We start from the raw sequence: 22232 nt of genomic DNA, 5'->3' as shown, positions 1-22232 counted from the left end.
TTTTTTGAAGCTACAATCATGGAATCATAAAAATGAACAGATTACGATTGAAATGAATCATCTAGAGTTTGAACAGCTTAAAAGTTTTTACTCACGTATGCAAAAAAAGGAATCCTCTCGACCGCTAAGTGCTTTAAAAAACATCGTTATGTTCCATCTTTTAATAAATGATGAGTGTCAAATGGCACTCTTTTTTTATTGGAATGATATACTTTCAACTAGTAGATAAAAGGAGGATTCCAATGCAAGCGAATGTTATTTTGGCAGGAATAAATGATTGTCCAGAGAGGACGTTTCATGAACTGTATGCTATTTTTATGAATCGTTCTTCTTTGGAATTAATTGGCGCAGTTTGGGACGGCAACTTAGCAGAAGTCATTGAACATTCTATGCGCGAAACGAAAGACCAATTACTAAGCGAATTAAAACTGCAACTGTTTTTACGTATGCTGGATTTTGTAAAAATTCGTCCGCAAAATCTGACAGATGAAAAGCATCGTATAGCGATATGCCAATTGTTATTAGAACGTTGTGGTATTGAAAATATTGAACAGTTGCTACATTTTGCTGAAGCGGAAATGCTGCATCTTTTAGAAGAGCAGTGGGCTGATTTAGCAGGAGATGTGCGCATACAAATGATGACGGAACTGTCAGTAGAAGCAATAGAAAAGGAAAGTAGTTGGCACCGTTTTTTATTTTTATATGAGCGTGGTATGGCACGTGCTGGCTATACGTTTATGCGACCATTTATTCAAACACTCACACGCTATGCCCCAACTTTGCAGTGGCCTATTTGTTTTTTCAGCGTCTTACCGGAAGAAACTCGATATGAGCAAACGGCACAGCAATTTTTAGCGTATCGCTTTTCAAATAAACAAATGAAACAAGAAATGTTGCCGGATTTAATCGTCCAACTCGTATTACCGTACATGTTTACAGAGCGACGAGACACCTCGCAAGAAATCGAACAGCGTTGGTATCAAATTACGCAATTACATACGAAATTAACACAAGCAGTCAATCAGCTTATGTACACATATAAAGAAGCGCAACAACAGCTCGAAACGATGGGGAATACGTTCTATACATATGAAAAGAAAATAATATTGGAACGTGCGAAGCAACGACAAGCATGGGAACAATTAGTGACGCAACTGATGCACACATCAAATGTACCGATGTATGAACCGTACACGAAACGAATTACACAACTACGAGAAGAGTTAGTGAGGTTGAATACGCGAACGTTTACGAAACCACGCACGTACAGCTTGGCAGAAAATGCTGAGATGACGTCGAATCGTTTGAAACATCACGGGAAAATGGCGGCAATCGAGCAAGAAATCCAAGCGGTTTTTGAACAATTAGCAGACGCTTTATTAGTGTCTGAAATTACGTATGATGAAATGCAACAATTGTTTTATGAATTAGCGACGAAAGAAATCGCACATCTTCAAAATGAAATCCGTCGCATGGAAGAAAAAATAGTCGAAGAGCAACAGCATATGAAATCCATTATTCCGAAAATTCATCAATTAGAAAATCAGCGTTTTGAACTAGAAAATACATATTCTCTTTTATATACTTTTTCTGAATGAATAAGACGTAAAACACCCTCCAATAGTATAAAAATTGGAGGGTGTTTCGTTATGAAAGTGGTTGCTGTATGCGATGTCTTGAAGCTTCAGCTTCTTTCATGATCGTTAACAGCTGCACGAGAAGTTTCTCATCTTCTCGGTCGAAGCTCGGTGTAGAAACGATGAGTTTATTAAGTCGTAATTGGCCACCGCTCGCTTCATACGTAATGAGTTCTGAGTAAGGAATAGCTAGATTTTTAAACCATTTTCCTTTACCGTATAAAATTTCTTTCGTGACACCGAGGGCACGAATGCCTCTCGGTTTGTATAGAAGTAATGTCTGTTCCTGTTCTTCGACTACTGAAAAATGTTGCTTCGTTAAAAGAGATAGTTGGGTCATGACTGCTTCAAATAAATGGAGGTCAGATGAAAAACCGTCTTCTTCTAATAGTTTTTGGAAGAGTGGTTGTCCGAATAATTGAATGAAAAATAATGGATCCCGATGCCCGAGCCACGCACAAATATGGTCGACGGATTGGAAAAGTGTTTCGTACGTTTCAATACCAATTGCTTCAAAGAAGTGATCGAATACGTCACAATCTCCTCGTAAGAGAACGTAGCTTAATGCCACAATTTCTGGATCATACGGATTTTTAAAGACGAGTTTCGCAATACTATCGAAGTCATTTTCAGCTGCAAATGCTCGTACTTCTTCTTTTAAATCTCCATAAAATTGAAATGGTACACGGGTCATTTCCCAATGGTCTGTACTATCGATGACTAGACGAACGTACAAACAATGTAACTCAATCGTTTTTTGCTCGATGAGTTGGTAGTAGTGTTCGAAACGCTCTGCTGTAAAAATGACATCATTGATAGCTGCTAAATCACCACGAAGTTTTGCTTCTTCAAAAAGCTCATGTGTTTGTCGTTCAAATATTTCGATAGGCGATAATATTTTTTCGGCGTCTTTATAAAAATCTGCTTCACTCGGTCGATTATGTAAAGAGGCTGCTCGCGTAAAATAGTGCGCTATTTCAGCGTTTGTTAATGTAACGCGTGCGGTTTGCACTTTTTGAAAGGCTGCTACAAGATGCAACGAGGAATTTTCAATTTCACGTAATTGTTGCACTAATTGTTTACTACGTGTGCGCGCCTCTAAACGAATTTTCGTATAGGCTTTTATATCGCTCGGAATAGAAATTATTTCGTTTAATAATGTAAATGTCTTCATAAAGTAGAACCCCCTTTGTCATGTCATCGTACCATATTTTGGCACGTTTCGTCCGTAAGAAATATTCAATTGTCGAAAAAATACAATTGCACGTATAATAGTAAAAAAGGAGGTTTTGGTTGTGGATTTTTTACAATTAATGCAAGAAGGAAAATTAGAAAATACATTAATCGGTACGTTAGACATGAACTTCGTTACATTAGAAAAAGATAAAGTCGTATGTACGATGCCGGTCGGACCTAAAACGCATCAGCCGATGGGACTTTTACATGGGGGCGCTTCCGTGGCGCTCGCTGAAACAGCGGCTTCGATTGCGGCATTTTTAAATATTGATCCTGAAAAACAATATACAGTCGGTTTAGAAATTAATGCGAACCATTTAAAAGGAAAGCGTGACGGTATCGTCACAGCAACTGCAACGCCTTTTCATATCGGTCGTTCGACGATGGTTTGGGACATTCGCATAACGGATGAACAAGGTGATGCGATTTGTATTTCACGTTGTACGATGGCAGTTGTAACGAAAAAATAAAAGGGAAAGGACCAACCCTGGGGAAGAGTTGGTCCTTTTTATGAGATGAGTGGAATCATACAATTACGTATGAAAATCCAACTTATGAATGGGAGTTCATAAGTCAACATGCAACATGTTGTTGTACTAAATATAAATGAAAAAATATATATTTTCAAGAAAATAGATGTTTAGATTAGCATATTTATCGGATGTTCTAATGAGAAAAGGAGTGTGTATCAAATGAAGAAATATGGGGCGTTTGTATGCTTTCTCCTTATGTTGCTATTACTTTCTAGTTGCCAGCCTAAAGAAGAATCAGTAGAAGAACGTGTAATAGACGAAAAACCACCTACTTTATTTTTAGCTGTTAGTGATGTCCTTATTAAAAAAATCGAAGTAACTTCTTACGACTGGACATTTACACTGCCGAATGGTCAGACGAAACACATACGTCAAATGGACATGCTCCCGCCTTCAAAAGAAGTAGCCGAAATGAAAAAAGTAAATGTGAAGGCATTTCGCTATTTAAAAGTAGGCTTCGATCCGATGCCGATTTATTATGATGTCACATTGTATAATAAAGAAGACGAAGAAATGGCACATTACGAATCGATCGAAGCGATTAAAGAGCGAGGGTCATATGTTGTCAAAATCGATGCCGAGTTTAAAAATGGTGAAGCGATTTACTACGTCCCGCTACACATTGCTAAATAAAATGGCATAAAAATTGAATGTTTCGTCGTATAGGTAGTAGTAGATGCTTATGCTGCACATCGATTTTTTCTGAAACCGTCTTGAAAGGGCACTTATTATGTTACTATATTGTCTAGTTCATAAAAAAATCTACGAATGACGTCCCATTTTTAAACGACTTTCTGCTATTCTTACAAATAAATACGATACGTTTGATGTGTAGAAGGATACGTGCTATTTCGTAAAGTAAATATGATGCTAATCGAAGCAGCGAGAAGGAAGTGCTACTCGGAAAAAGGGTACATCGAATGCTACCATATACTTAACTAAAAACTTAAAATTTTCTAAAAAAATGATAAGTTATGTTGACATAGAAATTTCACTATTGTATAGTAATGACATATTAAAGATATGAATGCCTCACACGAATGTGAGGTAGAGGCGCGATATTTATTAGTTTTTAGTCGAGTTAGAGAAAACGATGAAGCTAAAAAGAAGGAAATGTCGCCGAAGCTTAAAATGGATCTCACCATTTTTTGCTGGGTCTGCAATTAATAATTGCAGGACTGTCTCATTTAAGTAGTTAAATGAGTTGCGCTATCTCTAAAAAACGAACGTGTTGTGGATTCTGGTACTGATCATTCAAGGGGCCTGAGTTTACTCGGGTCCCTTTTTATTATTGAATGAAAAGAAAAAATGGAAATAAAGGAAAAAGGAGATTATAAAATGAAGAAAATTACATTACTAATGAGCTTGATGCTCGTACTCGTACTGGCATTAGCAGGTTGCGGCACTTCAGATTCTGAAAAATCGGAATCTTCAGGAGACTCTAAAGGGACATTTAAAGTAGGAATGGAAGCAGGTTATCCACCATTTAACTGGACACAAAGCGATGATTCAAATGGCGGCGTGAAAATTAAAGGCGGCAATGAATTTGCAGGTGGATACGATGTCGCGATTGCACAAAAAATCGCGGATCATTTAGACAAAGAGCTTGTTATCGTTAAAACTGAATGGGATGGCTTAGTGCCAGCATTAACTTCTGGTAAAATCGATGCGATTATTGCGGGGATGTCTCCAACAGCAGAACGTCTAAAATCGATTGATTTCTCAGACAACTACTACACATCAAATCTTGTAGTCGTTGTGAAAAAAGGTAGCAAATATGAAGGTGCTACATCATTAGATCAATTAGATGGTGCAAAAATTACAGCACAATTAAATACGTTCCATTATTCAGTAATTGATCAAATTCCATCTGTAAGCAAACAAACAGCAATGGATAATTTCCCAGCGATGCGTGTCGCGTTAGAGTCTGGAAAAATTGACGGTTACGTATCAGAACGTCCAGAAGGTGTATCTGCATCTGCAGCGAATGACAATCTAGTTATGGTTGAATTTGAAGATGGTAAAGGATTCGAAACAAATCCAGAAGATACAGCGATTGCAGTTGGACTTAAAAAAGGTAGCGATTTAAAAGAGCAAGTAAATGAAGCATTAAAAGGAATTTCTGAAGATGAGCGTGTGCAATTGATGGATGAGGCAATCAAAAATCAACCAGCAGCTAAATAAGTCGATTTGCTTCAGTAGGAGGGTATGAAATGAGCTTAGAGTGGTTTATAAATATTATTACAAATAACTGGCCGATGCTTTTACATGGCGCTTGGATGACCCTAGTTATTTCAACAATTGGGACAATTATTGGTGCATTGATCGGCTTGATTATTGGCGTCATTAATACGATTCCTAAGATGAATGTTGGTGGTTTTCGAAAAAATGCATTAAAAATAATTAATGGATTGCTACGTGTTTATGTAGAATTCTTCCGAGGAACACCGATGATCGTTCAAGCGATGGTCATCTTCTACGGAACACCATTATTTATGCAATGGTTAGAAAAAGCAATCGGAACGAATTTTGGTTTCAGTGGCGATATGCCGGCACTATTTGCGGCTATTTTAATCGTATCATTGAACACAGGAGCCTACATGGCTGAAATTGTACGAGGCGGTATTATTGGAATTGATAAAGGTCAATTCGAAGCGGCACGTGCGATTGGTATGGGGCACTGGACGACGATGACGACGGTCGTATTACCGCAAGTGTTACGCAATATTTTACCTGCGACAGGGAACCAATTTATTATGAATATTAAAGATACGTCTGTACTGAATGTTATTACGGTTACGGAACTGTACTTCCAAACAAAAACGATTGCGGGTGCGAACTTCCGTTACTTCGAATCATTCTTTATTGCATGTATTATTTACTTAGTTATGACGATTACGGCAACACAAATTTTACGATTCTTCGAACGACGCTTAGAAGGCAATGCCACGTATCAAATGATTGATGAAGCAGGCATTACTCGTCCGAAAAATAACGAGTAAGGAGAACGCTGATGGAAACAATTATTGATATTCGCCATTTAAACAAATCATTTGGCTCACACGAGGTGCTAAAAGACGTTAACTTTTCCGTTAATAAAGGGGAAGTCGTTACGGTTATCGGTTCTTCCGGTTCAGGAAAATCGACGTTACTCCGCTGTATTAATTTATTAGAATATCCGACAGGTGGCGAGATTAATTACCGCGGGGAAAATATTTTATCGAAAAGCAATTTGAACGATTATCGTAAACATTTAGGAATGGTATTCCAACAATTTAACTTGTTTAACAATTGGGATGTTCTGCACAATTGTACGGTTGGGCAAACGAAAATTTTAAAAAAATCAAAAGAAGAAGCAAAAGAAGTCGCGATGAACTACTTGAAAGTAGTTGGGATGGAACGGTATATTAATGCGCGTCCAGCACAATTATCAGGTGGTCAAAAACAACGTGTCGCGATTGCCCGCGCTCTTTCTATGCAGCCAGATGCGATTCTTTTTGATGAACCAACTTCAGCACTCGATCCGGAAATGGTTGGGGAAGTGTTAAAAGTAATGAAAGAATTAGCTGAAAGCGGTCTGACGATGATTATCGTGACGCATGAGATGGAATTTGCGAGAGAAATTTCCGATCGAATCGTCTTTATGGATAAAGGCGTCATCGTGGAAGATGGGTCTCCGGAACAAGTATTTAACAATCCGCAACATGAACGTACGAAAACTTTTCTAAAGAGAGCATTAAAGTAACCGATATAATAAAAAAGCACCACATATCGCTTTTGATATGTAGGTGCTTTTTTACTAAAAAGAAAAATGTGAAAATACGGAGGGATTAGATTGAACGAAGCAGTAAAACGAATCGTTCAGTTGTCGTTCATTAGTCTTGTGTTAATGGGTTGTTTCGGATGGAGTAACCAAGTCGCGGATGCGGCGGATCGTGTGACGATTTTGAAAGCGCCTGAACTATTAGTGTACGTGCCGATGCAAGGACAGTTGAAAGCAGGTGAGACGCAGTGGTATCAAGTGTTTCCAAGTACGAATGTTACGTCCACGTATTCGCACATTCGCTTTACTGTAAATAGTAAACAAACCGTAACCGTGAAAGTATATTCAAGTGCAGACCGTGCAATGGATGATTTCGTTTATGAATCGTACGTGACGGCAACGATTCATAAAAAGAGTGGAACGATTGATTTTCCACTCGCATGGAACGGTCCCTATTATATAGAAGTATCTTATAACGGAGAAGAAGGACAGGCGAATGCGTCCGCCAATTATACGTTGCAAGCATCTTTAGAAAAATTATCTCCTGAGACGACGAATGAAGCGACGCTTATTTGTCCGGTGGAGTCGAGTACGCAAGGAAAATCGAATGCGTCTGTCTTATTAAAAGATATTCGCTTATTCCGTGATGGAACATTAGCAAAAACAGCCGAAGGGCAAGAACTATCTTCTCTTTATTATAAAGCGTCTCCTTTTGTCGTGAAGCAACTCGTCAAACAGAGAGGGCTTAAAGATGATTTGTATACACAATTATTAATTTTACAGCCGCTCATAGAAGAAGTGAATACGAAAAGTTTTGATTCGACTTATGTGATTAATGAAGAAGAAAGTGATGCCATTTCTTCTTTATACGATATGGTATATGAGTCTGTACCGAAGCGTTTGAAACAACAATTACAACAATCGGCGGATGAGTTAAATATGGAAGCGGGTTTCGAAGGGGAAGCTCTTTCTGACGTACTCGTTCGAGCAACAGGTCTCGTTGTACAACCGAATGTTTCATCGAAAGTCATCGTTAAAATGAAAGATGGACAATCGATCCAGTCGGTACAAAAACAAGTAGATGCACAAAAAAATCTCGATATTAAATCGACGAGTGCGCTCGGACATAGTGGATTAGATAACACGTACGTATTAGAAATGACAGAAGACGCTTCAGATGTCGTGTCTCTTTTAGAAGACAATTCGAAAATAGCGTACGTGGAGCCGGTTAAGACGTATGAAAATTTTTCGAATGATATTCAATACAAATACCAATGGGCATTAGAAAATACCGGGGCAGAAGGATTGTTTGCTGCAGATATTCAATATACGAAAATGCAAAAAATTACGAACCGCTTATTTATGGATGAAACGAAAATTGCAGTGTTAGATACCGGAGTAGACAATACGCTCGCAGATTTATCGAACGTCGTATTGATGAATGAAGGACGGAATTATATCGATCGTAATGAGCCAGCAATGGACGATCATGGACATGGGACACACGTAGCCGGCATTATCGCAGCGGAGGCGAATAATGGATATTCGATGGAAGGGATTAACCAATATACGAAAATCTTACCGATTAAAGTGTTAGATGCGGATGGAGCAGGAAATAATGAAAATATCGCGCTCGGCATTATTTACGCAGTGAACCAAGGTGCGGATGTTATTAATTTGAGCTTAGGTGGATCGTATAGTCGAACGTTAGAAAGTGCTTTGAAATATGCATACGACAACAAAGTAGCGGTCGTCGTTGCAAGTGGGAATGACGGGTTACAAGGATTATCATACCCGGCTTCTTCTAAATACGTTATTTCAGTCGGAGCGACGAATGCCTTAGATGTCGTTGCGGATTATTCGAATTACGGTAAAAAATTAGACATTGTTGCACCAGGAACGAACATTCCGAGCTTAGTACCGAATGGGAATGTGACGTATTTAAGTGGTACGTCGATGGCTGCGCCGCATGTGGCAGCGGTAGCGGGTTTAGTGAAGTCTATTTATCCGACAATCACGAATTCAAATTTAAAGAAACTGTTACAACAAACGACAAAAACGATTGCCTTTACACAAAAAGATACAGATAATCAACAAACGACGACGAAAGATTTATACAATTTAGTTGGCGTCGGTAATGGAGAAGTCGAGACAGATAGTGGCAAGCTCGCAGTTGGGAAAGATCTCGTATCGGGTTATGGACGCCTTAATGGTGAAAACGTGTTACAAGCCGCTGTACTTCGGGCACTCGTCGATCCTGTAAAACCGACGTCTAAAATCGTAACGGGATACGCGGCTAAGGGAGCAAGTGTGACGGTTAAAAGTGGTAAGAAAGTAATCGGGAAGACGACGATGAAAAAAACAGGGAAATACACCGTGAAAATCCCGACACAAAAGCAAAAACAAAAGCTTGTCGTGACCGTTCAAAAAGGAAAAAGTTATACGGCGAATTTAGCTGTTTATGTCGCCAAATAATACGATAGCATGGAAGAGCAGTTATGGACTGCGTACTTCCATGCTTTTTTGAATAAAAACAGACGAACATATGTTCATTTGTACGTAAAAACGGTATAATAATTACAAAATCTAACGTAAAGAGAAAGAGTGCAAAATATGGCATCTGGAAAAACGCATGACCGAGTCAATAGCGTATTCATTGCGCTATTCATTCTCGTGTTATTTTTCTATAATTTAATAAGCGATAGTAGCATTCTGTATTTCGTATTAGGCTTTTTAATTGGCACTTTTTATTTGGGGCCCGATTTAGATTTACGTAGTAATTTATACTACCGTTGGGGAGCGCTACGTTTCATCTGGCATCCTTATCAAAATATTTTATCGCATCGTTCTATTTGGAGTCACTTTCCCCTTTTAAGTGATGTGATTCGGTACATATGGCTCGGACTCATGTATACGATTTTCTTTTTAGGACCGTATATTATTTGTAAATATATTTTACAAGATTTCGAATGGATGGACGCAGCTTATTTAGTCATGACCCTTCTCGTCATCGTTTACATTACGGCTACGAAAAAGAAATTGCCTAAAAAATACCGTAAAAAAAGATTTCATTTTGATTTCGGTTCAGTTGTGCTCGTCCTATTCGTAACGAATAGTGTCTATACATTAATAAACGGTGCGCCTTTTGGTATGACGATTCAGTACGAAACGATTCAACAAGAATTAGCACAAGTTCAGAAACCGCTGCAACTATTTTTCTTCGGAAATGTGTTAGCGACTATTTTGCATACGTCTTTAGATATGTTATTGACAGGCTTCAAGCGATTGAAGCGTCCTAAATAATAGAAAAATAAAAGGTTCTACGTCAAATGTTTGGGTAGAGTGATTTGGTTCTTTCAAATCACTCTACCCTTTCTGTTCGTTCAGGACGAATGCTTTCGCCGGTGAATCACTGAGCCTCCTTAGTTAAAGTTTGTCGGGTCTCATCAATAATCGTGGCGTTGAGCTTTTTTGGTGTGAAATACTACATAAAAAGACTAGATGAAATGGTAGTTTAATAAAAAGAGCAGTCACGATGTTAACATCGTGACTGCTCTTTCGCACAAATTCATCTAGATTTCTTAGATTAAACGGAGTAGATTGCAGGGTTTACGAAATAAATCGCAACGGCTGCGAGTCCGTAAAAGATTAAGAAAAACAAATTAATTAAATGCTCTTTCGTTTGACGTGCATATTTGAATTGCATAATAATGTCGAATATATATTGCGCAAAAATGATAATTAAAAAGATCCATAACACGTGAATCGTTGTCGTGAAGCTCACTAATAATGTGGCAATTAACAATCCTAAAATAATATTTTTCCCAATTTTATGCACGCGGTTAACAGGTACTACAGAAGCAGCTGTTTTCGGTACGTTCAATTGTTTGCGGATTGCCGTTTCTAAAACATATGATGCAATAAAGAAAATAATAATGATAAAAAGAAAATTCATGGTGACCTCCTGTTTCTTCTATTATAAATAGAGCCTCTCACTACGTCTAATCAGAAGCTAGATACGTACTAAAATCGCCAAAATTTCAACGTTTTCGACGTAGTATCGAAATGAATGGTGCCACCAATCGGGAATGTAAACATAGATTGTGTATGACCGAAGTCCACGTCGTACATGACCGGAATTTCTTTTAATAGTGGGATGCTGTCGAATATGAATTGAAGTTGCTGTTCAGAAATTTGAGATTTACGCTGGAAACGCCCAATTAAAATCCCTTGAACGTTCGTTACGTTTTGCAAAAGAGAATGCAGGTTTCGTGCGAATGTAGGGGCGTCCGTTTGTTCATCCTCTTCTAAAAGTAAAATTTTTCGATCTTGTGCTTTCGGAAAGTACGGTGTGCCTTGGAGTAAATTAAGTGTACACAGATTCCCACCGAGCACTTGTCCACACGCATTGCCTTCCGTATACACTTTCCATTTTGTTTGTTCAAAGTGGCGTTCTTCTTGGTTGAGGAACCAAAGATCATCACTCCAATAAGAAGAGGGTGTTACTTCGAAAGGGTGTTCTTCTGTCAGACATTTCAGAAAATTTTGTTCGTGATAAGACGTTCCTTTTTCCATTTGAAATGTTGAGAAGTGAGGACCTGAATACGTGACGAGTTCGGACTTTGTCATAATAGCCGTGGCAAGAGCGGTTATATCACTATATCCGCAAAATATTTTCGGGTTGTTTTTCAATAAATGATAATCAATATAAGGCAGCAATTCATTGCTATTGTATCCACCGATGACGGTTAAAATAGCTTTCACATGTGGATCACGAAAAGCGTCATGCAAATCATCTACACGATGTTGAATGGAGGAAGAATGAAAAAGATTCGTCTCAAAAATATGATTGCCGAACGTGACGACGTAGCCGAGTGCTTCGAGTTTTTGTTTCGCAAGATGCATACCCGCTTCACCGATGATTGTGGCACTTCGACTCGGGGCAATGACGCGTATTTCATCACCAGGACGGAGCTTTACTGGTATAATCATAAGAACACCACCTTTTTATTTTATTGACTAGTATAAACGTTTCGTAAAAGGAGTACAATCATGGATTTAATTGCTTGGATTTTATTTTTTATTTTGGCGGTACTCGTGATGGTTTTTGTCACGAAGCTCGTTACACGTGTGTACAACATTCCACCGCAACCAAAGGGAAAATATCAATACGTGAACATGTGGCATAAACAAATTGAGAGAATGTATTACATCGTATTTTTAATTGTGTTAATGATTGAAATGTTCATCGTACACCACTCGACACCGTATTCTATTTTTGCGTTCATTATTATTTTTGTCGGCACGCGTATTTTGATCGAGTATAAATACCGTAAAGAACAAAAACAATATATTATTTATGCGGTAACACTCGCATACATGCTTATTTTCTTTACGGTGATTGGTTTAATTGGATAATAGGAAGAGAACGCCACCTTTTTCGCTAGATTTCGTAGCGGAAAGGTGGTTTTTATATGGAGAATACGTGAAATAGACAATCTTTCTAGAAAACGGTACTTTTTTTGCTTATACTAGCATCACAGTATGAAGTAGGTGGGAACGATATGGTCAAATTGAAAAAGCCAGCGCCTTTTTTTTATGAAGGGGATGAGCGAGCTATTTTGTTATTGCACTCTTTTACGAGTACGAATCGAGATATGAAAAAGCTTGCTAACTATTTACACGAACAAGGCTATACGTGTTACGGGCCGATTTATAAAGGCCACGGTGAATCACCGAATCAGTTTTTACAATACGATTTAGCTGATTGGTGGCAAGATGCAGTCGATGCGTTGAATGAACTGTATGCAAGAGGATATGAAACGATTCATGTCATTGGCGTATCGTTAGGAGGCTTATTTACGTTGCGACTAGCGCAGCTGTATTGTGTAACGAGTGTCGTGACGATGTCTGTTCCGAATCATTCAGCGATGAATCATCTTCCGAAGCGTTTGAATCAATACGTTGAAAATTATTTGAAAATAATAGGAACAACGGACGAACAAATAGAATACGAGAAGCACACGCACGAACAACGAGGAAAAGAAATGATTGAGCATTTGCTTGAATTTATTGATCTCGTACAACAACGTGCGCATGACGTACACGTACCGAGTCGGCTTCTTTATGGGACAGCAGATTTGCCTTTATATAAAGAAAGTGCAAATGAACTTCTTTTACACGTGAGGAACGATGACAAAGTAGCGAAAGGTTTTGTGGCAGGTCATTTGATGACAGAAAGCGACGAGAAAGAACGTTTATTTGCGTATATTGCTAACTTTTTAAATGAACAATAAATAAAAAAAGAACCGTTTGAAGTTACAACGGTTCTTTTTTCTAAAGTAATGGGATGTGTGAGAAAAAGACATTTCGTCATTTAGTTTAAAGCAGCTGTACAGTGGCAATATGAGGGTGCCAAAATGATTAGGATAGAAAGGGGGCGTGATTTTTCTATTCATAATCGTTTGTGGAAAGACAAAAGGGATTTTGTCATGGAGGAAAGTAATGATAAATGACAAACATTCTTAGATGCGTAACATCCCGGTGGAATGGTGTCATAGCCGAGGTGACAATCTTAATTTAAGTATATAAAAAATAACCATTTGTGAACTATTTATTTCCAAAAAATTGTTATAAATATGTTCCTAAATGTGTAAAATAAGTCGAAATGGAAAAGTGTACTACAATTATGGTGACAGGAACTCGATGAAAAATAAATAATAGAATGTATTTAAAAAATAATTGAAAATGGTTCTCAATTAACTATTACGAGTAAAATGGAAAAATAGTATAGTTAAATAGTAGAAAGGATGTCATAAATGGGAATGATTTTACACTACATAAAGCCATATAAATGGGTAGCTATTTTTGCGCCTCTTTTTATGGTGTTTGAAGTGATGATGGATTTAATTCAACCGACCATTATGCAACATTTAATCGATGACGGGATTGCGTCAGGCAATACGTCTTACGTTATGAAAATGTTTATGTTCATGTTACTTGCCGCATTAGGCGGGTTAGTGGGCGGCGTGGGCTGTACGATTTTTGCTTCAAGAGCTGCTGTACAATTTTCAGCCGATTTACGAGAAGCAGTATTTCATACGACCGTTCTTTTTTCTTCAAAAAACAAAGATGACTTTGGTATAGGAACGCTCATTACGAACGTTACGAACGATGTTGAAACGTTGCAACGTGCTGTTTTAATGACGTTAAAAGTGTTCGTTCGAGGGCCATTGCTCTTTTTAGGAGCGATTGCCATTGTTTTCTTTACAGCGCGAGAGCTTTTCCCCTTATTAATGGTCATCGTGCCAATTTTGATGATTCTCATCGTCTTATTTACAAAATTTTCGAGTAAAGTATTCGGCGTCGTTCAATTACAAATTGACCGTGTGAATGCTTTTATGCAAGAAAATTTAGCGGGCATACGGGTCGTAAAGTCCCTTAATCGCCATCTTCATCAAATGAAACAGTTCCAAAAAATTAATGATCGATTAGCAAATCGTTCGATTCGAGCAGAATATGTTGTGAGTACGCTCGGACCGCTTACGACATTTATTATTAATTTAGGAATTGTTGCCGCACTTTGGCTCGGTGTTATTAAAATAGATGCGGGCATTATAGAAGTAGGGGTTATTTTAGCATTCATTAACTACTTAACGATCATTATGAACGGTATTATGTCATCGAGTAATGTGCTAATTCAAATAGCACGTGCCGTACCGAGTGCGAAAAGACTACAGCGTGTATTGAATACGCGGCCTGCTGTCCAATCTCCAGAAAACGGGATCAATCGACCGATTCAAGGTGCTATTCAATTTGATCATGTTTCTTTTTATTATTACAACGAAGAAGAGTATGTGTTAAAAGATATTTCTTTCACACTTCAGCCAGGGGAAACACTCGGAATTATCGGGATGACTGGTAGCGGTAAATCTTCTTTATTGAAACTCATTCCACGTATGTATGACCCGAAAAAGGGAACGATTACAATTGATGGAATCGATAGCAAACAATATGATTTACGCGTGCTTCGTGAAGCGATTGGTATGGCGACGCAACGTGCAATTCTTTTATCAGGGACGGTAGAGGAACAGCTTCGATTCGGTAAAGTAGATGCGAATGAGCAGCAAATGGCTACCGCTTTAGAATCGAGTGCATCTACTGCTTTTGTCGAACGATTCGATGAAGGGATGGCACATTTTATTACACAAGGTGGTCATAATTTATCAGGAGGACAACGACAACGACTTGCGATGGCAAGAGCGTTCGTACGCCAACCGAAAATTCTTATTTTAGATGATACGACGTCAGCAGTCGATGCGGTAAGTGAACGATTTATTCAAGAAAAAATTGCTGAAAACTTTGAACAATCGACGAAAATCATCGTGTCGTCTAAATTGTCATCTATTCGTCATGCAGACCAAATTCTCGTTTTAGAAGATGGCGAGATGGTCGGAATCGGAACACATGAACAATTGCTTTCGACGAATGCGATTTACAAAGAAATTGCTGAAACGCAACGTGCGCAAGGAGGGATGTTGCATGAGTAGAACGGGATTAGAACGTGGACCAAAAATCGGACAAAGTAACTTTGAAAAACCTCAAAATCAAAAACAAACGATTGCCCGTTTATGGCAGTATATGAGTAAACAACGTCTCGGTTTGATCATTGCGACGTTAACCGTACTCGCAGCGACCGCTTTGAAAATTGCAGGCCCGTGGTTGATTGGATACATTATTGATGAACATGTTATTCCACTAGATATTTCGGGGACGATTCGAATGGCATGCGTACTCGCAGCAACGTACTTTGCTTTATTTGGCGTGTCATACGTACAAACGATTGTGATGATTCATGTTGCGCAAAAGACGATTCAAAAATTACGTTATGCTTTATTTCAAAAAATTCAACATTTGCCCCTCTGTTTTTTTGACAAGCATGAACAGGGGGATTTAATGAGCCGTGTGACGAATGATATTGATGCGCTTAATATGGCATTGACGCAAAGTGTCACGCAACTATTAACGGCTATTTTAACGATTGTCGGAACGACTTTCGCCATCTTTTGGCTCGATTGGCGTTTAGCTATCGTCGTGTTACTCGTCATTCCACTGATTGTTTTTTTATCGAAAAAAATTATTCAATATGCGAGTGTGCATTATCGTAAACGTCAAAAAGCACTCGGACAAGTGAATAGTTTTATGGAAGAGTCGTTAAATGCTTCTGAAATCGTAACGCTTTTCGGTAAGGAAATGGAACAAACGAATGCATTCCACGGTAAAAATGAACAACTTCGTCACGCTGCCATTCGAGCGGAAACCGTTTCAGGATTAATGGGTCCGGTGAATAATGCGATGAACAATATCGGTCTCGGTCTCGTCATCGGTGTGGGTGCGCTGCTCGCGGTAAATGGCTATACGACAGTTGGTGTGATTGCAGCTTTCGTTACGTATACACGACAATTTTTCCAACCGATTAATCAGCTTTCAAATTTATGGAATACGTTCCAATCCGCGATTGCGGGTGCGGAGCGCGTATTTGAAGTGATGGATGAAGAGGAAGAAGTGCTAGCGACAGAACACGTAGCTAATAAGAAAGAATTCAAAGGCGATGTGTCGATTCAACACGTTGATTTTGAATATGAAAAAGGACATCCGATTTTGAAAGACGTATCGATGGAAGCAAAAGCAGGTCAAATGATTGCGATTGTCGGACCTACAGGGAGCGGGAAAACAACGATTATTCAACTGCTTTCACGCTTTTATGATTACACGAATGGGACGATTTTAATCGATGGACAGCCCATTGACACGATTGCTAAATCGGACTTACGTGAACAAATCGGTGTCGTCTTACAAGATCCGTATTTGTTTAGTGGAACGATTCGCGATAATATTCGTTTCGGTCGTTTAGATGCGACAGATGAAGAAGTGGAACGAGCAGCCGAAGTGGCGTATGCACATCAATTTATTCGTCATTTACCTGCACAATACGATACTACTTTGACCGCAGGAGGCATGAATTTGAGCCAAGGTCAGCGCCAACTCGTGGCGATTGCTCGTGCCATTTTAGAAAATCCACGTATTTTAATATTAGATGAGGCGACATCCAACGTCGATACGCGAACAGAAGTGCATATTCAACGAGGGTTGCAAAACTTAATGAATAATCGGACGAGTTTCGTTATTGCACATCGACTGAAAACGATTGAACAAGCAGATTGTATATACGTTCTGCAACAAGGTGAAGTGATTGAATTTGGCAATCACGCTTCTTTAATGGAACAAGACGGCTTTTATGCTGAACTGCAAAAAAAATCAACGATGCAAGAAAATACGTAGTGCGAACAACCTTCTCAATTTCGTCGGGAAGGTTTTTTCGTTATTTATTTTTTTGAAAATTAAAACTATGAGATACTATGTATAAAGGGGTGCTGAAAATGAAAATTATGTTAACAGGGTTCGAACCATTTTTAAACTTCGAACATAATCCGACAGAAAGAGTGATTCAAGCGTTACATGGTACGACGCGAAAAAATGTACACATTGAAGGGGTGATTTTACCGGTTACATTTGACGGAGCGCGGGAGCAATTAAAACAAAAGATGGAAGAAATCCAACCCGATGCGATCGTATCACTCGGACTCGCAGCAGGTAGAAATCAAATCACACCAGAACGAGTTGCGTTGAACGTACAGCAAAGCCGTCGTCCTGATAATCATGGGCATGTTGCGACGGGACAAGTTATTGATTCTACAGGTCCGGCTTCCTTATTTTCAACGCTGCCACTAAATGATCTAGTAGAAGCTCTTTTAACGAACGGCTATCCGGCAAGTGTTTCAAATACAGCAGGGACGTATGTATGCAATGCTGTCATGTATGAAGGATTGCAATATGCGTATGACCGTCAGTTATTTTCGGGTTTTATTCACATTCCAGCAGACTTTGAATTAGCGATTGCGCATGGGAATTTACCGAGTTGGAATAAAGCAGATTTACTCGCAGCGGTGACGATTTGTTTAGACGTTTTAATTGATAAAATGATAAAAGAATAATTGTATAATATATGATTAAATAAATGTAAAATCAGATTTTTATTTAAAAATGAACTCTATAAAGAGAGAGGTTTAGATAAAATACGCACATGAAAAAGAGACGTATTGGAATGTCAAATACGCCACTTTTTGCTATAGATTACTTCAAATGAAGCGAATAAGAAAGACCGTGTGACGCGCTTGAAAAATAGTGCCAAATTCGATTTTCTCACGCTGCTTTTAAACAGCTGTTTCAGTGTCACGCTGTCAAGTTCCGCCATTTGAACGAATGGATTGTTATTGGGTGTAATTACAGCATGCTTTTGAGTTTACGTTTAATGAACGACCATCTTGAAAATTTGGAATGAACTATTTGCACTCTTTACAAATGAATCCAATTTCATGATGCATTTGCAAGAAGCGACATGAACGTTTCAAATGTTGCGTGTTCTAAATTGTAACAGTCTGTCATGCCACTTCTCCTCTTTTAGGTTTGCGTTTTAAAAAAAGCATAGTTCAGGCATTTCATTGTGTAAAGGAGCAATCGAATGAAGAAAATAAAAACGGGAATGATATGCACAGTGATTTTATGTGTCATTTTATTATGTTTAACTTCTTTTGAATATATTCTGTTAAGCATTCTCGGTTTACAGTACGATCATTTTCGTTCATTGTGTGTATTTTTCATTTTGTACGTCTTTTTAGAAATACCATTGTCTCTACTGACAAAGGGGATTCCTTTCGCTTTAAAATCAATTGGGATTCTTCAGACGAGTAAGGGGATATTTGCCTTCGCCTTACATTTTAGTTGTACGTTTTTACTAATTGAAGGGCTCGATAGACTTTTACATACGGTCTTTATCTCGACGCAAGGAGCTGTCATTTTTGCCTTTGTTACAGCGTGTTTGAATGCATGGTTACATAATAAAGAGGCAGAACCACCAAACGCGGATCACAAAGAGTTTGAACAACTTAGTAAAAATTTTCTTTCGAAGAAATAAAACAGAAGGAGTTTAAAAAATGAATACATGGCATACGTATCTTCTTTTTTTCGCTAGTATGATGCTCATTATTTTTGGTGGGACATTTTTAATACGCTACACTCGAACGGGCGATGTTCTAGTAGATCAGTTGCTCGGCGTTTTTGTTGGGATTGTCCTACTGATTGGGAGCATCTTTTGGAAAATAAAAGCGAAGTAGCACTTCTGTGAAAAAGTTACTCAAAACAGAAGGACGTTACATACATATAAAATGAACACGTAAAACAATCCAAATTTATCCGAGAGGAAATTTTGGATTGTTTTATTTTTATAAAAAATGGTATTTAACTAAATGTGAACGCTTATTTTCATTAAAGTGATACGTTTTTAGTTCAAAAATCATTCTGTAGTAGCACAGTTTTTCTACTTTTTTGATTAGGCTATGCTATTTATTAATGGTGTGACGTAATCGGTTTTTTTAATGTATATTTCACTACGTAAATGCTTTTTATGAAATAATATTTCATTATAAAAACTTGTGAATAAAATAATATTTCTTTTCGAAAGCATAATGAATTTCTTTAGAAAAAAACTGTTACATCTTATTTAATCAGTTTTTTCTATTTAAATAAAATTTTTCTATAAACATAAGTATTCAACTAATTTGAAAATGTAAATTAGTATAACCTAATTGAAAAATGTGTTGACACAACAATTTATGTCCTATATATTATGTGTAATCGGTTACACATGGAACCGGTTACACAGAGGATTTGGGGTGAAGAAATGGTAACGATTCGTGATGTTGCAAAACAAGCGGGCGTGTCAGTCGCAACTGTATCAAGACACATCAATAAAAAAGGATATGTCAGTCAAGCTGCGAAAGATGCGATTGAACGTGCCATTGGAAAATTAAATTATTCACCCAATCAAATGGCGAGATCATTGACGACGAAACAAACGAACATGATCGGACTAATCGTTCCAGACATTACGAATCCGTATTTTCCAGAGTTAGCGAAAGCAGTTGAAAAAACAGCTTATAAACATGGGTATACGGTCGTTTTATGTAATGCGGGAGATACAGAAGAACAAGAAAAACATTACATTCGCTCGTTACAGCAAAACTACGTCGCTGGTTTGATTGTGACGACCAATCATATTGAAGCAAACTTTTACAAGCAACTGGACATACCGATTGTTGCACTTGACCGTCATTTATCGGAAGCGATTCCGACCGTGACAACGGACAATGTGCTTGGAGGACAGCTTGCAGCGCAATATTTAATTGCAGAGGGGCATAAACGAATTTTGTGTGTGCGTGGACCATTGCAAATAGACGTCGCGAACGACCGGATGCTTGGATTTGAAAATGAAATGAACAAGCATCCAGAAATTCAAGTAGACGTAATTGTGAGTCCGTTTGATTTTGAATCTGCGAAGCAAATAGCAGCACAGCATTTTGCAGAAAACATTCAGTACGATGCGGTGTTCGCTTGTAGTGACGCCTCCGCAATTGGCGTGATGAAAGCAGCAGAAACATTTCATTTGAACGTTCCAGAAAAGTTGAGTGTGATTGGATATGATGGCATAAATATTACGAAGCTTTTATCGCCAGAGTTGACGACAATCGCACAACCAATTACAGAAATGGGACAAACGGCAACGGATTTGTTGCTTACATTAATTAATGGGCAACAAATGAAGGAAACGCGTGTCGTGTTCCCACCGAAATTGCTCATTCGAAATTCAACGAAAAGAGGAACAAACTCATGATTACAGTAATTGGAAGTATTAATATGGATATCGTCGTAGAAACGGCGGTTTTTCCAAAACAGGGCGAAACCGTTTTTGGTCAAGGCTTTCACACCGTACCTGGTGGTAAAGGAGCCAACCAAGCTGTTGCTGTCGCTCGTTTAGGTGGAGATGTACATATGGTCGGCGCTGTTGGTAATGACGCGTTCGGACACGAATTACGTACGATTCTTCAAAAAGAAACGATTCAAGATCAATTCGTTATGACGAGTGAAACGGCTACAGGTATCGCGAATATTACATTATTTGAACAAGATAATCGTATTATCGTCGTACCAGGTGCAAATAACGACGTAACTGAAAAAGAAATCGATGCGGCGAAAGCGTTGATTGAAAAAAGTGATCTTGTCATCATGCAATTAGAAATCCCACAACAAACAGTTGAATATGCATTGAACGTTTGCAAACAGCTCGGTACGAAGGTGTTATTAAATCCGGCACCAGCTGAAAACTTCAAAGCAGAGTGGATGGACCGCGTTGCTTACTTCACACCGAATGAAACGGAATGTGCAGACATTTTTAAAGAAGATGTGGAAGCTGCGCTTGAACAATTTCCGAATCAATTAATCGTAACACTCGGTGCAGACGGCGCACGTTATTTTGATGGACAACAACATGTATTCGTCAAAGGGTTCAAAACAACACCGGTTGATACGACAGGTGCGGGGGATACATTTAATGGTGCATTCGCATACGCGATGACAATAGGACTTACTCTTAAGAAAGCAGTAGAATTTGCGAACATTGCGGCATCATTATCTGTTGAACAATTTGGTGCGCAAGGTGGAATGCCTGAAAAAGAAGCCGTTGAACAACGCTTAGGAGGCTTAAACGCTTAATGAAAAAGCTCGGAATTTTAAATCGTGAACTAGCTGGAATTTTTGCTCGTATTGGGCATACAGATCGTATTATGATTGCGGACTGTGGGTTACCAATTCCAGATGGTGTCACGTGTATTGATTTATCATATAAAATCGGAGAACCTGGTTTCATGGCCATTTTAGAAACGGTTCTAGCAGATTACAATAGTGAAAAAGCCATCATTGCAACTGAAATGTCAGCTGAAAATGAAAGCCTTTACAAAGAAGTTCACGAGTTGATTCGAACGCCTTTTGAAGAAGTCAGCCATGAACAACTAAAACAATTATCAAAAGAAGCAAAAGTAATTATTCGTACAGGTGAAGCAACACCATATGCCAATATTTTATTGCAATCAGGTGTCATTTTTTAGAAAA

Annotated in this window: 22 protein-coding genes and 1 riboswitch; of the genes, 19 read left to right on the top strand and 3 right to left on the bottom strand. The window is 38.4% G+C overall.

The window, feature by feature from the left end; genetic code table 11:
• The first annotated feature begins 4 nt into the window (after positions 1 to 4).
• A complete protein-coding gene (locus KSHG_RS11325) occupies positions 5 to 229 on the top strand; it encodes a hypothetical protein (RefSeq protein WP_010306346.1) in 225 nt (74 codons plus the stop codon).
• Between the two features lie 13 nt (positions 230 to 242).
• Positions 243 to 1598 (top strand): hypothetical protein, encoded by a 1356-nt coding sequence (locus KSHG_RS11320; protein WP_010306344.1) that lies wholly within the window; start codon positions 243 to 245, stop codon positions 1596 to 1598.
• 49 nt (positions 1599 to 1647) lie between these two features.
• Here the strand turns inward: KSHG_RS11320 and KSHG_RS11315 are convergent, their stop codons facing one another.
• Positions 1648 to 2811 carry a hypothetical protein gene (locus KSHG_RS11315; RefSeq protein ID WP_010306337.1) on the bottom strand — a complete coding sequence of 388 codons (1164 nt, stop codon included), beginning with the start codon at positions 2809 to 2811 and terminating at the stop codon, positions 1648 to 1650.
• A 139-nt stretch (positions 2812 to 2950) separates the two neighbouring features.
• On the opposite strand from KSHG_RS11315, the gene KSHG_RS11310 reads away from it, so the two are divergent.
• The 7 genes from KSHG_RS11310 (at position 2951) to KSHG_RS11280 (ending at position 10472) form a co-directional block, all read left to right on the top strand.
• Positions 2951 to 3343 (top strand): hotdog fold thioesterase, encoded by a 393-nt coding sequence (locus tag KSHG_RS11310; RefSeq protein ID WP_042231959.1) that lies wholly within the window; start codon positions 2951 to 2953, stop codon positions 3341 to 3343.
• Positions 3344 to 3565: 222 nt separating this feature from the next.
• Positions 3566 to 4039, top strand: coding sequence for a hypothetical protein (locus KSHG_RS11305; protein ID WP_010306329.1), 474 nt, complete (start codon positions 3566 to 3568; stop codon positions 4037 to 4039).
• Between the two features lie 407 nt (positions 4040 to 4446).
• Positions 4447 to 4626: riboswitch (Lysine riboswitch) on the top strand.
• Positions 4627 to 4744: 118 nt separating this feature from the next.
• Positions 4745 to 5590: a transporter substrate-binding domain-containing protein gene (locus tag KSHG_RS11300; protein ID WP_010306326.1), complete on the top strand. Its 846-nt coding sequence runs from the start codon at positions 4745 to 4747 to the stop codon at positions 5588 to 5590.
• A 29-nt stretch (positions 5591 to 5619) separates the two neighbouring features.
• Positions 5620 to 6408, top strand: coding sequence for an amino acid ABC transporter permease (locus tag KSHG_RS11295; RefSeq protein WP_010306321.1), 789 nt, complete (start codon positions 5620 to 5622; stop codon positions 6406 to 6408).
• An 11-nt stretch (positions 6409 to 6419) separates the two neighbouring features.
• Positions 6420 to 7151 carry an amino acid ABC transporter ATP-binding protein gene (locus KSHG_RS11290; protein WP_010306318.1) on the top strand — a complete coding sequence of 244 codons (732 nt, stop codon included), beginning with the start codon at positions 6420 to 6422 and terminating at the stop codon, positions 7149 to 7151.
• Positions 7152 to 7241: 90 nt separating this feature from the next.
• The gene (locus KSHG_RS11285; RefSeq protein WP_010306315.1) at positions 7242 to 9644 is read left to right on the top strand and encodes a S8 family peptidase; all 2403 of its coding nucleotides are present in this window, start codon (positions 7242 to 7244) and stop codon (positions 9642 to 9644) included.
• 138 nt (positions 9645 to 9782) lie between these two features.
• The gene (locus KSHG_RS11280) at positions 9783 to 10472 is read left to right on the top strand and encodes a metal-binding protein (protein ID WP_010306312.1); all 690 of its coding nucleotides are present in this window, start codon (positions 9783 to 9785) and stop codon (positions 10470 to 10472) included.
• 283 nt (positions 10473 to 10755) lie between these two features.
• Here KSHG_RS11280 and KSHG_RS11275 read toward each other — a convergent pair whose 3' ends face one another.
• Positions 10756 to 11124 (bottom strand): DUF4181 domain-containing protein, encoded by a 369-nt coding sequence (locus KSHG_RS11275; protein WP_010306308.1) that lies wholly within the window; start codon positions 11122 to 11124, stop codon positions 10756 to 10758.
• A gap of 68 nt (positions 11125 to 11192) precedes the next feature.
• Entirely contained in the window at positions 11193 to 12161 is a 969-nt protein-coding gene (locus tag KSHG_RS11270; protein ID WP_010306304.1) for a S66 family peptidase, read from the bottom strand.
• A 60-nt stretch (positions 12162 to 12221) separates the two neighbouring features.
• Here KSHG_RS11270 and KSHG_RS11265 point away from each other — a divergent pair, with 60 nt between their 5' ends.
• The 10 genes from KSHG_RS11265 (at position 12222) to rbsD (ending at position 22228) form a co-directional block, all read left to right on the top strand.
• Positions 12222 to 12587 (top strand): DUF4181 domain-containing protein, encoded by a 366-nt coding sequence (locus KSHG_RS11265; RefSeq protein ID WP_010306302.1) that lies wholly within the window; start codon positions 12222 to 12224, stop codon positions 12585 to 12587.
• A 146-nt stretch (positions 12588 to 12733) separates the two neighbouring features.
• A complete protein-coding gene (locus KSHG_RS11260) occupies positions 12734 to 13465 on the top strand; it encodes an alpha/beta hydrolase (protein WP_010306300.1) in 732 nt (243 codons plus the stop codon).
• A 522-nt stretch (positions 13466 to 13987) separates the two neighbouring features.
• On the top strand, positions 13988 to 15718 hold the full coding sequence (locus KSHG_RS11250) for an ABC transporter ATP-binding protein (RefSeq protein ID WP_010306298.1): 1731 nt from the start codon (positions 13988 to 13990) through the stop codon (positions 15716 to 15718).
• A complete protein-coding gene (locus KSHG_RS11245; protein WP_010306295.1) occupies positions 15711 to 17510 on the top strand; it encodes an ABC transporter ATP-binding protein in 1800 nt (599 codons plus the stop codon). The genes KSHG_RS11250 and KSHG_RS11245 overlap by 8 nt, the downstream gene beginning before the upstream one ends.
• A 98-nt stretch (positions 17511 to 17608) precedes the next feature.
• Positions 17609 to 18223, top strand: a complete 615-nt coding sequence (locus KSHG_RS11240) for a pyroglutamyl-peptidase I (RefSeq protein WP_010306293.1) — start codon at positions 17609 to 17611, stop codon at positions 18221 to 18223.
• Positions 18224 to 18750: 527 nt separating this feature from the next.
• The gene (locus tag KSHG_RS19260) at positions 18751 to 19203 is read left to right on the top strand and encodes a YrvL family regulatory protein (RefSeq protein ID WP_010306291.1); all 453 of its coding nucleotides are present in this window, start codon (positions 18751 to 18753) and stop codon (positions 19201 to 19203) included.
• A gap of 19 nt (positions 19204 to 19222) precedes the next feature.
• Positions 19223 to 19402, top strand: a complete 180-nt coding sequence (locus tag KSHG_RS11230; RefSeq protein ID WP_010306288.1) for a hypothetical protein — start codon at positions 19223 to 19225, stop codon at positions 19400 to 19402.
• A 566-nt stretch (positions 19403 to 19968) separates the two neighbouring features.
• Entirely contained in the window at positions 19969 to 20958 is a 990-nt protein-coding gene (locus KSHG_RS11225) for a LacI family DNA-binding transcriptional regulator (RefSeq protein WP_010306283.1), read from the top strand.
• The gene (rbsK, locus tag KSHG_RS11220; RefSeq protein ID WP_010306281.1) at positions 20955 to 21836 is read left to right on the top strand and encodes a ribokinase; all 882 of its coding nucleotides are present in this window, start codon (positions 20955 to 20957) and stop codon (positions 21834 to 21836) included. The genes KSHG_RS11225 and rbsK overlap by 4 nt, the downstream gene beginning before the upstream one ends.
• Positions 21836 to 22228, top strand: coding sequence for a D-ribose pyranase (rbsD, locus tag KSHG_RS11215; protein ID WP_010306277.1), 393 nt, complete (start codon positions 21836 to 21838; stop codon positions 22226 to 22228). Before rbsK ends, rbsD begins: the two co-directional genes overlap by 1 nt.
• Positions 22229 to 22232: the final 4 nt, after the last annotated feature.

The organism is Kurthia senegalensis (genome assembly GCF_000285595.1).
In the GTDB taxonomy this organism is placed as follows: Bacteria; Bacillota; Bacilli; order Bacillales_A; family Planococcaceae; genus Kurthia; species Kurthia senegalensis.
The sequence above is the reverse complement of the archived record's forward strand: the minus strand, read 5'-3'. Positions and strand labels throughout refer to the sequence as shown.

Excerpts from the sequence above, each read along its gene's own strand:
- KSHG_RS11320 (WP_010306344.1), top strand. The coding sequence starts at position 243 with ATGCAAGCGAATGTTATTTTGGCAGGAATAAATGATTGTCCAGAGAGG.
- KSHG_RS11315 (WP_010306337.1), bottom strand. The coding sequence starts at position 2,811 with ATGAAGACATTTACATTATTAAACGAAATAATTTCTATTCCGAGCGAT.
- KSHG_RS11310 (WP_042231959.1), top strand. The coding sequence starts at position 2,951 with ATGCAAGAAGGAAAATTAGAAAATACATTAATCGGTACGTTAGACATG.
- KSHG_RS11305 (WP_010306329.1), top strand. The coding sequence starts at position 3,566 with ATGAAGAAATATGGGGCGTTTGTATGCTTTCTCCTTATGTTGCTATTA.
- KSHG_RS11300 (WP_010306326.1), top strand. The coding sequence starts at position 4,745 with ATGAAGAAAATTACATTACTAATGAGCTTGATGCTCGTACTCGTACTG.
- KSHG_RS11295 (WP_010306321.1), top strand. The coding sequence starts at position 5,620 with ATGAGCTTAGAGTGGTTTATAAATATTATTACAAATAACTGGCCGATG.
- KSHG_RS11290 (WP_010306318.1), top strand. The coding sequence starts at position 6,420 with ATGGAAACAATTATTGATATTCGCCATTTAAACAAATCATTTGGCTCA.
- KSHG_RS11280 (WP_010306312.1), top strand. The coding sequence starts at position 9,783 with ATGGCATCTGGAAAAACGCATGACCGAGTCAATAGCGTATTCATTGCG.
- KSHG_RS11275 (WP_010306308.1), bottom strand. The coding sequence starts at position 11,124 with ATGAATTTTCTTTTTATCATTATTATTTTCTTTATTGCATCATATGTT.
- KSHG_RS11270 (WP_010306304.1), bottom strand. The coding sequence starts at position 12,161 with ATGATTATACCAGTAAAGCTCCGTCCTGGTGATGAAATACGCGTCATT.
- KSHG_RS11265 (WP_010306302.1), top strand. The coding sequence starts at position 12,222 with ATGGATTTAATTGCTTGGATTTTATTTTTTATTTTGGCGGTACTCGTG.
- KSHG_RS11260 (WP_010306300.1), top strand. The coding sequence starts at position 12,734 with ATGGTCAAATTGAAAAAGCCAGCGCCTTTTTTTTATGAAGGGGATGAG.
- KSHG_RS11250 (WP_010306298.1), top strand. The coding sequence starts at position 13,988 with ATGGGAATGATTTTACACTACATAAAGCCATATAAATGGGTAGCTATT.
- KSHG_RS11245 (WP_010306295.1), top strand. The coding sequence starts at position 15,711 with ATGAGTAGAACGGGATTAGAACGTGGACCAAAAATCGGACAAAGTAAC.
- KSHG_RS11240 (WP_010306293.1), top strand. The coding sequence starts at position 17,609 with ATGAAAATTATGTTAACAGGGTTCGAACCATTTTTAAACTTCGAACAT.
- KSHG_RS19260 (WP_010306291.1), top strand. The coding sequence starts at position 18,751 with ATGAAGAAAATAAAAACGGGAATGATATGCACAGTGATTTTATGTGTC.
- KSHG_RS11230 (WP_010306288.1), top strand. The coding sequence starts at position 19,223 with ATGAATACATGGCATACGTATCTTCTTTTTTTCGCTAGTATGATGCTC.
- KSHG_RS11225 (WP_010306283.1), top strand. The coding sequence starts at position 19,969 with ATGGTAACGATTCGTGATGTTGCAAAACAAGCGGGCGTGTCAGTCGCA.
- rbsK (WP_010306281.1), top strand. The coding sequence starts at position 20,955 with ATGATTACAGTAATTGGAAGTATTAATATGGATATCGTCGTAGAAACG.
- rbsD (WP_010306277.1), top strand. The coding sequence starts at position 21,836 with ATGAAAAAGCTCGGAATTTTAAATCGTGAACTAGCTGGAATTTTTGCT.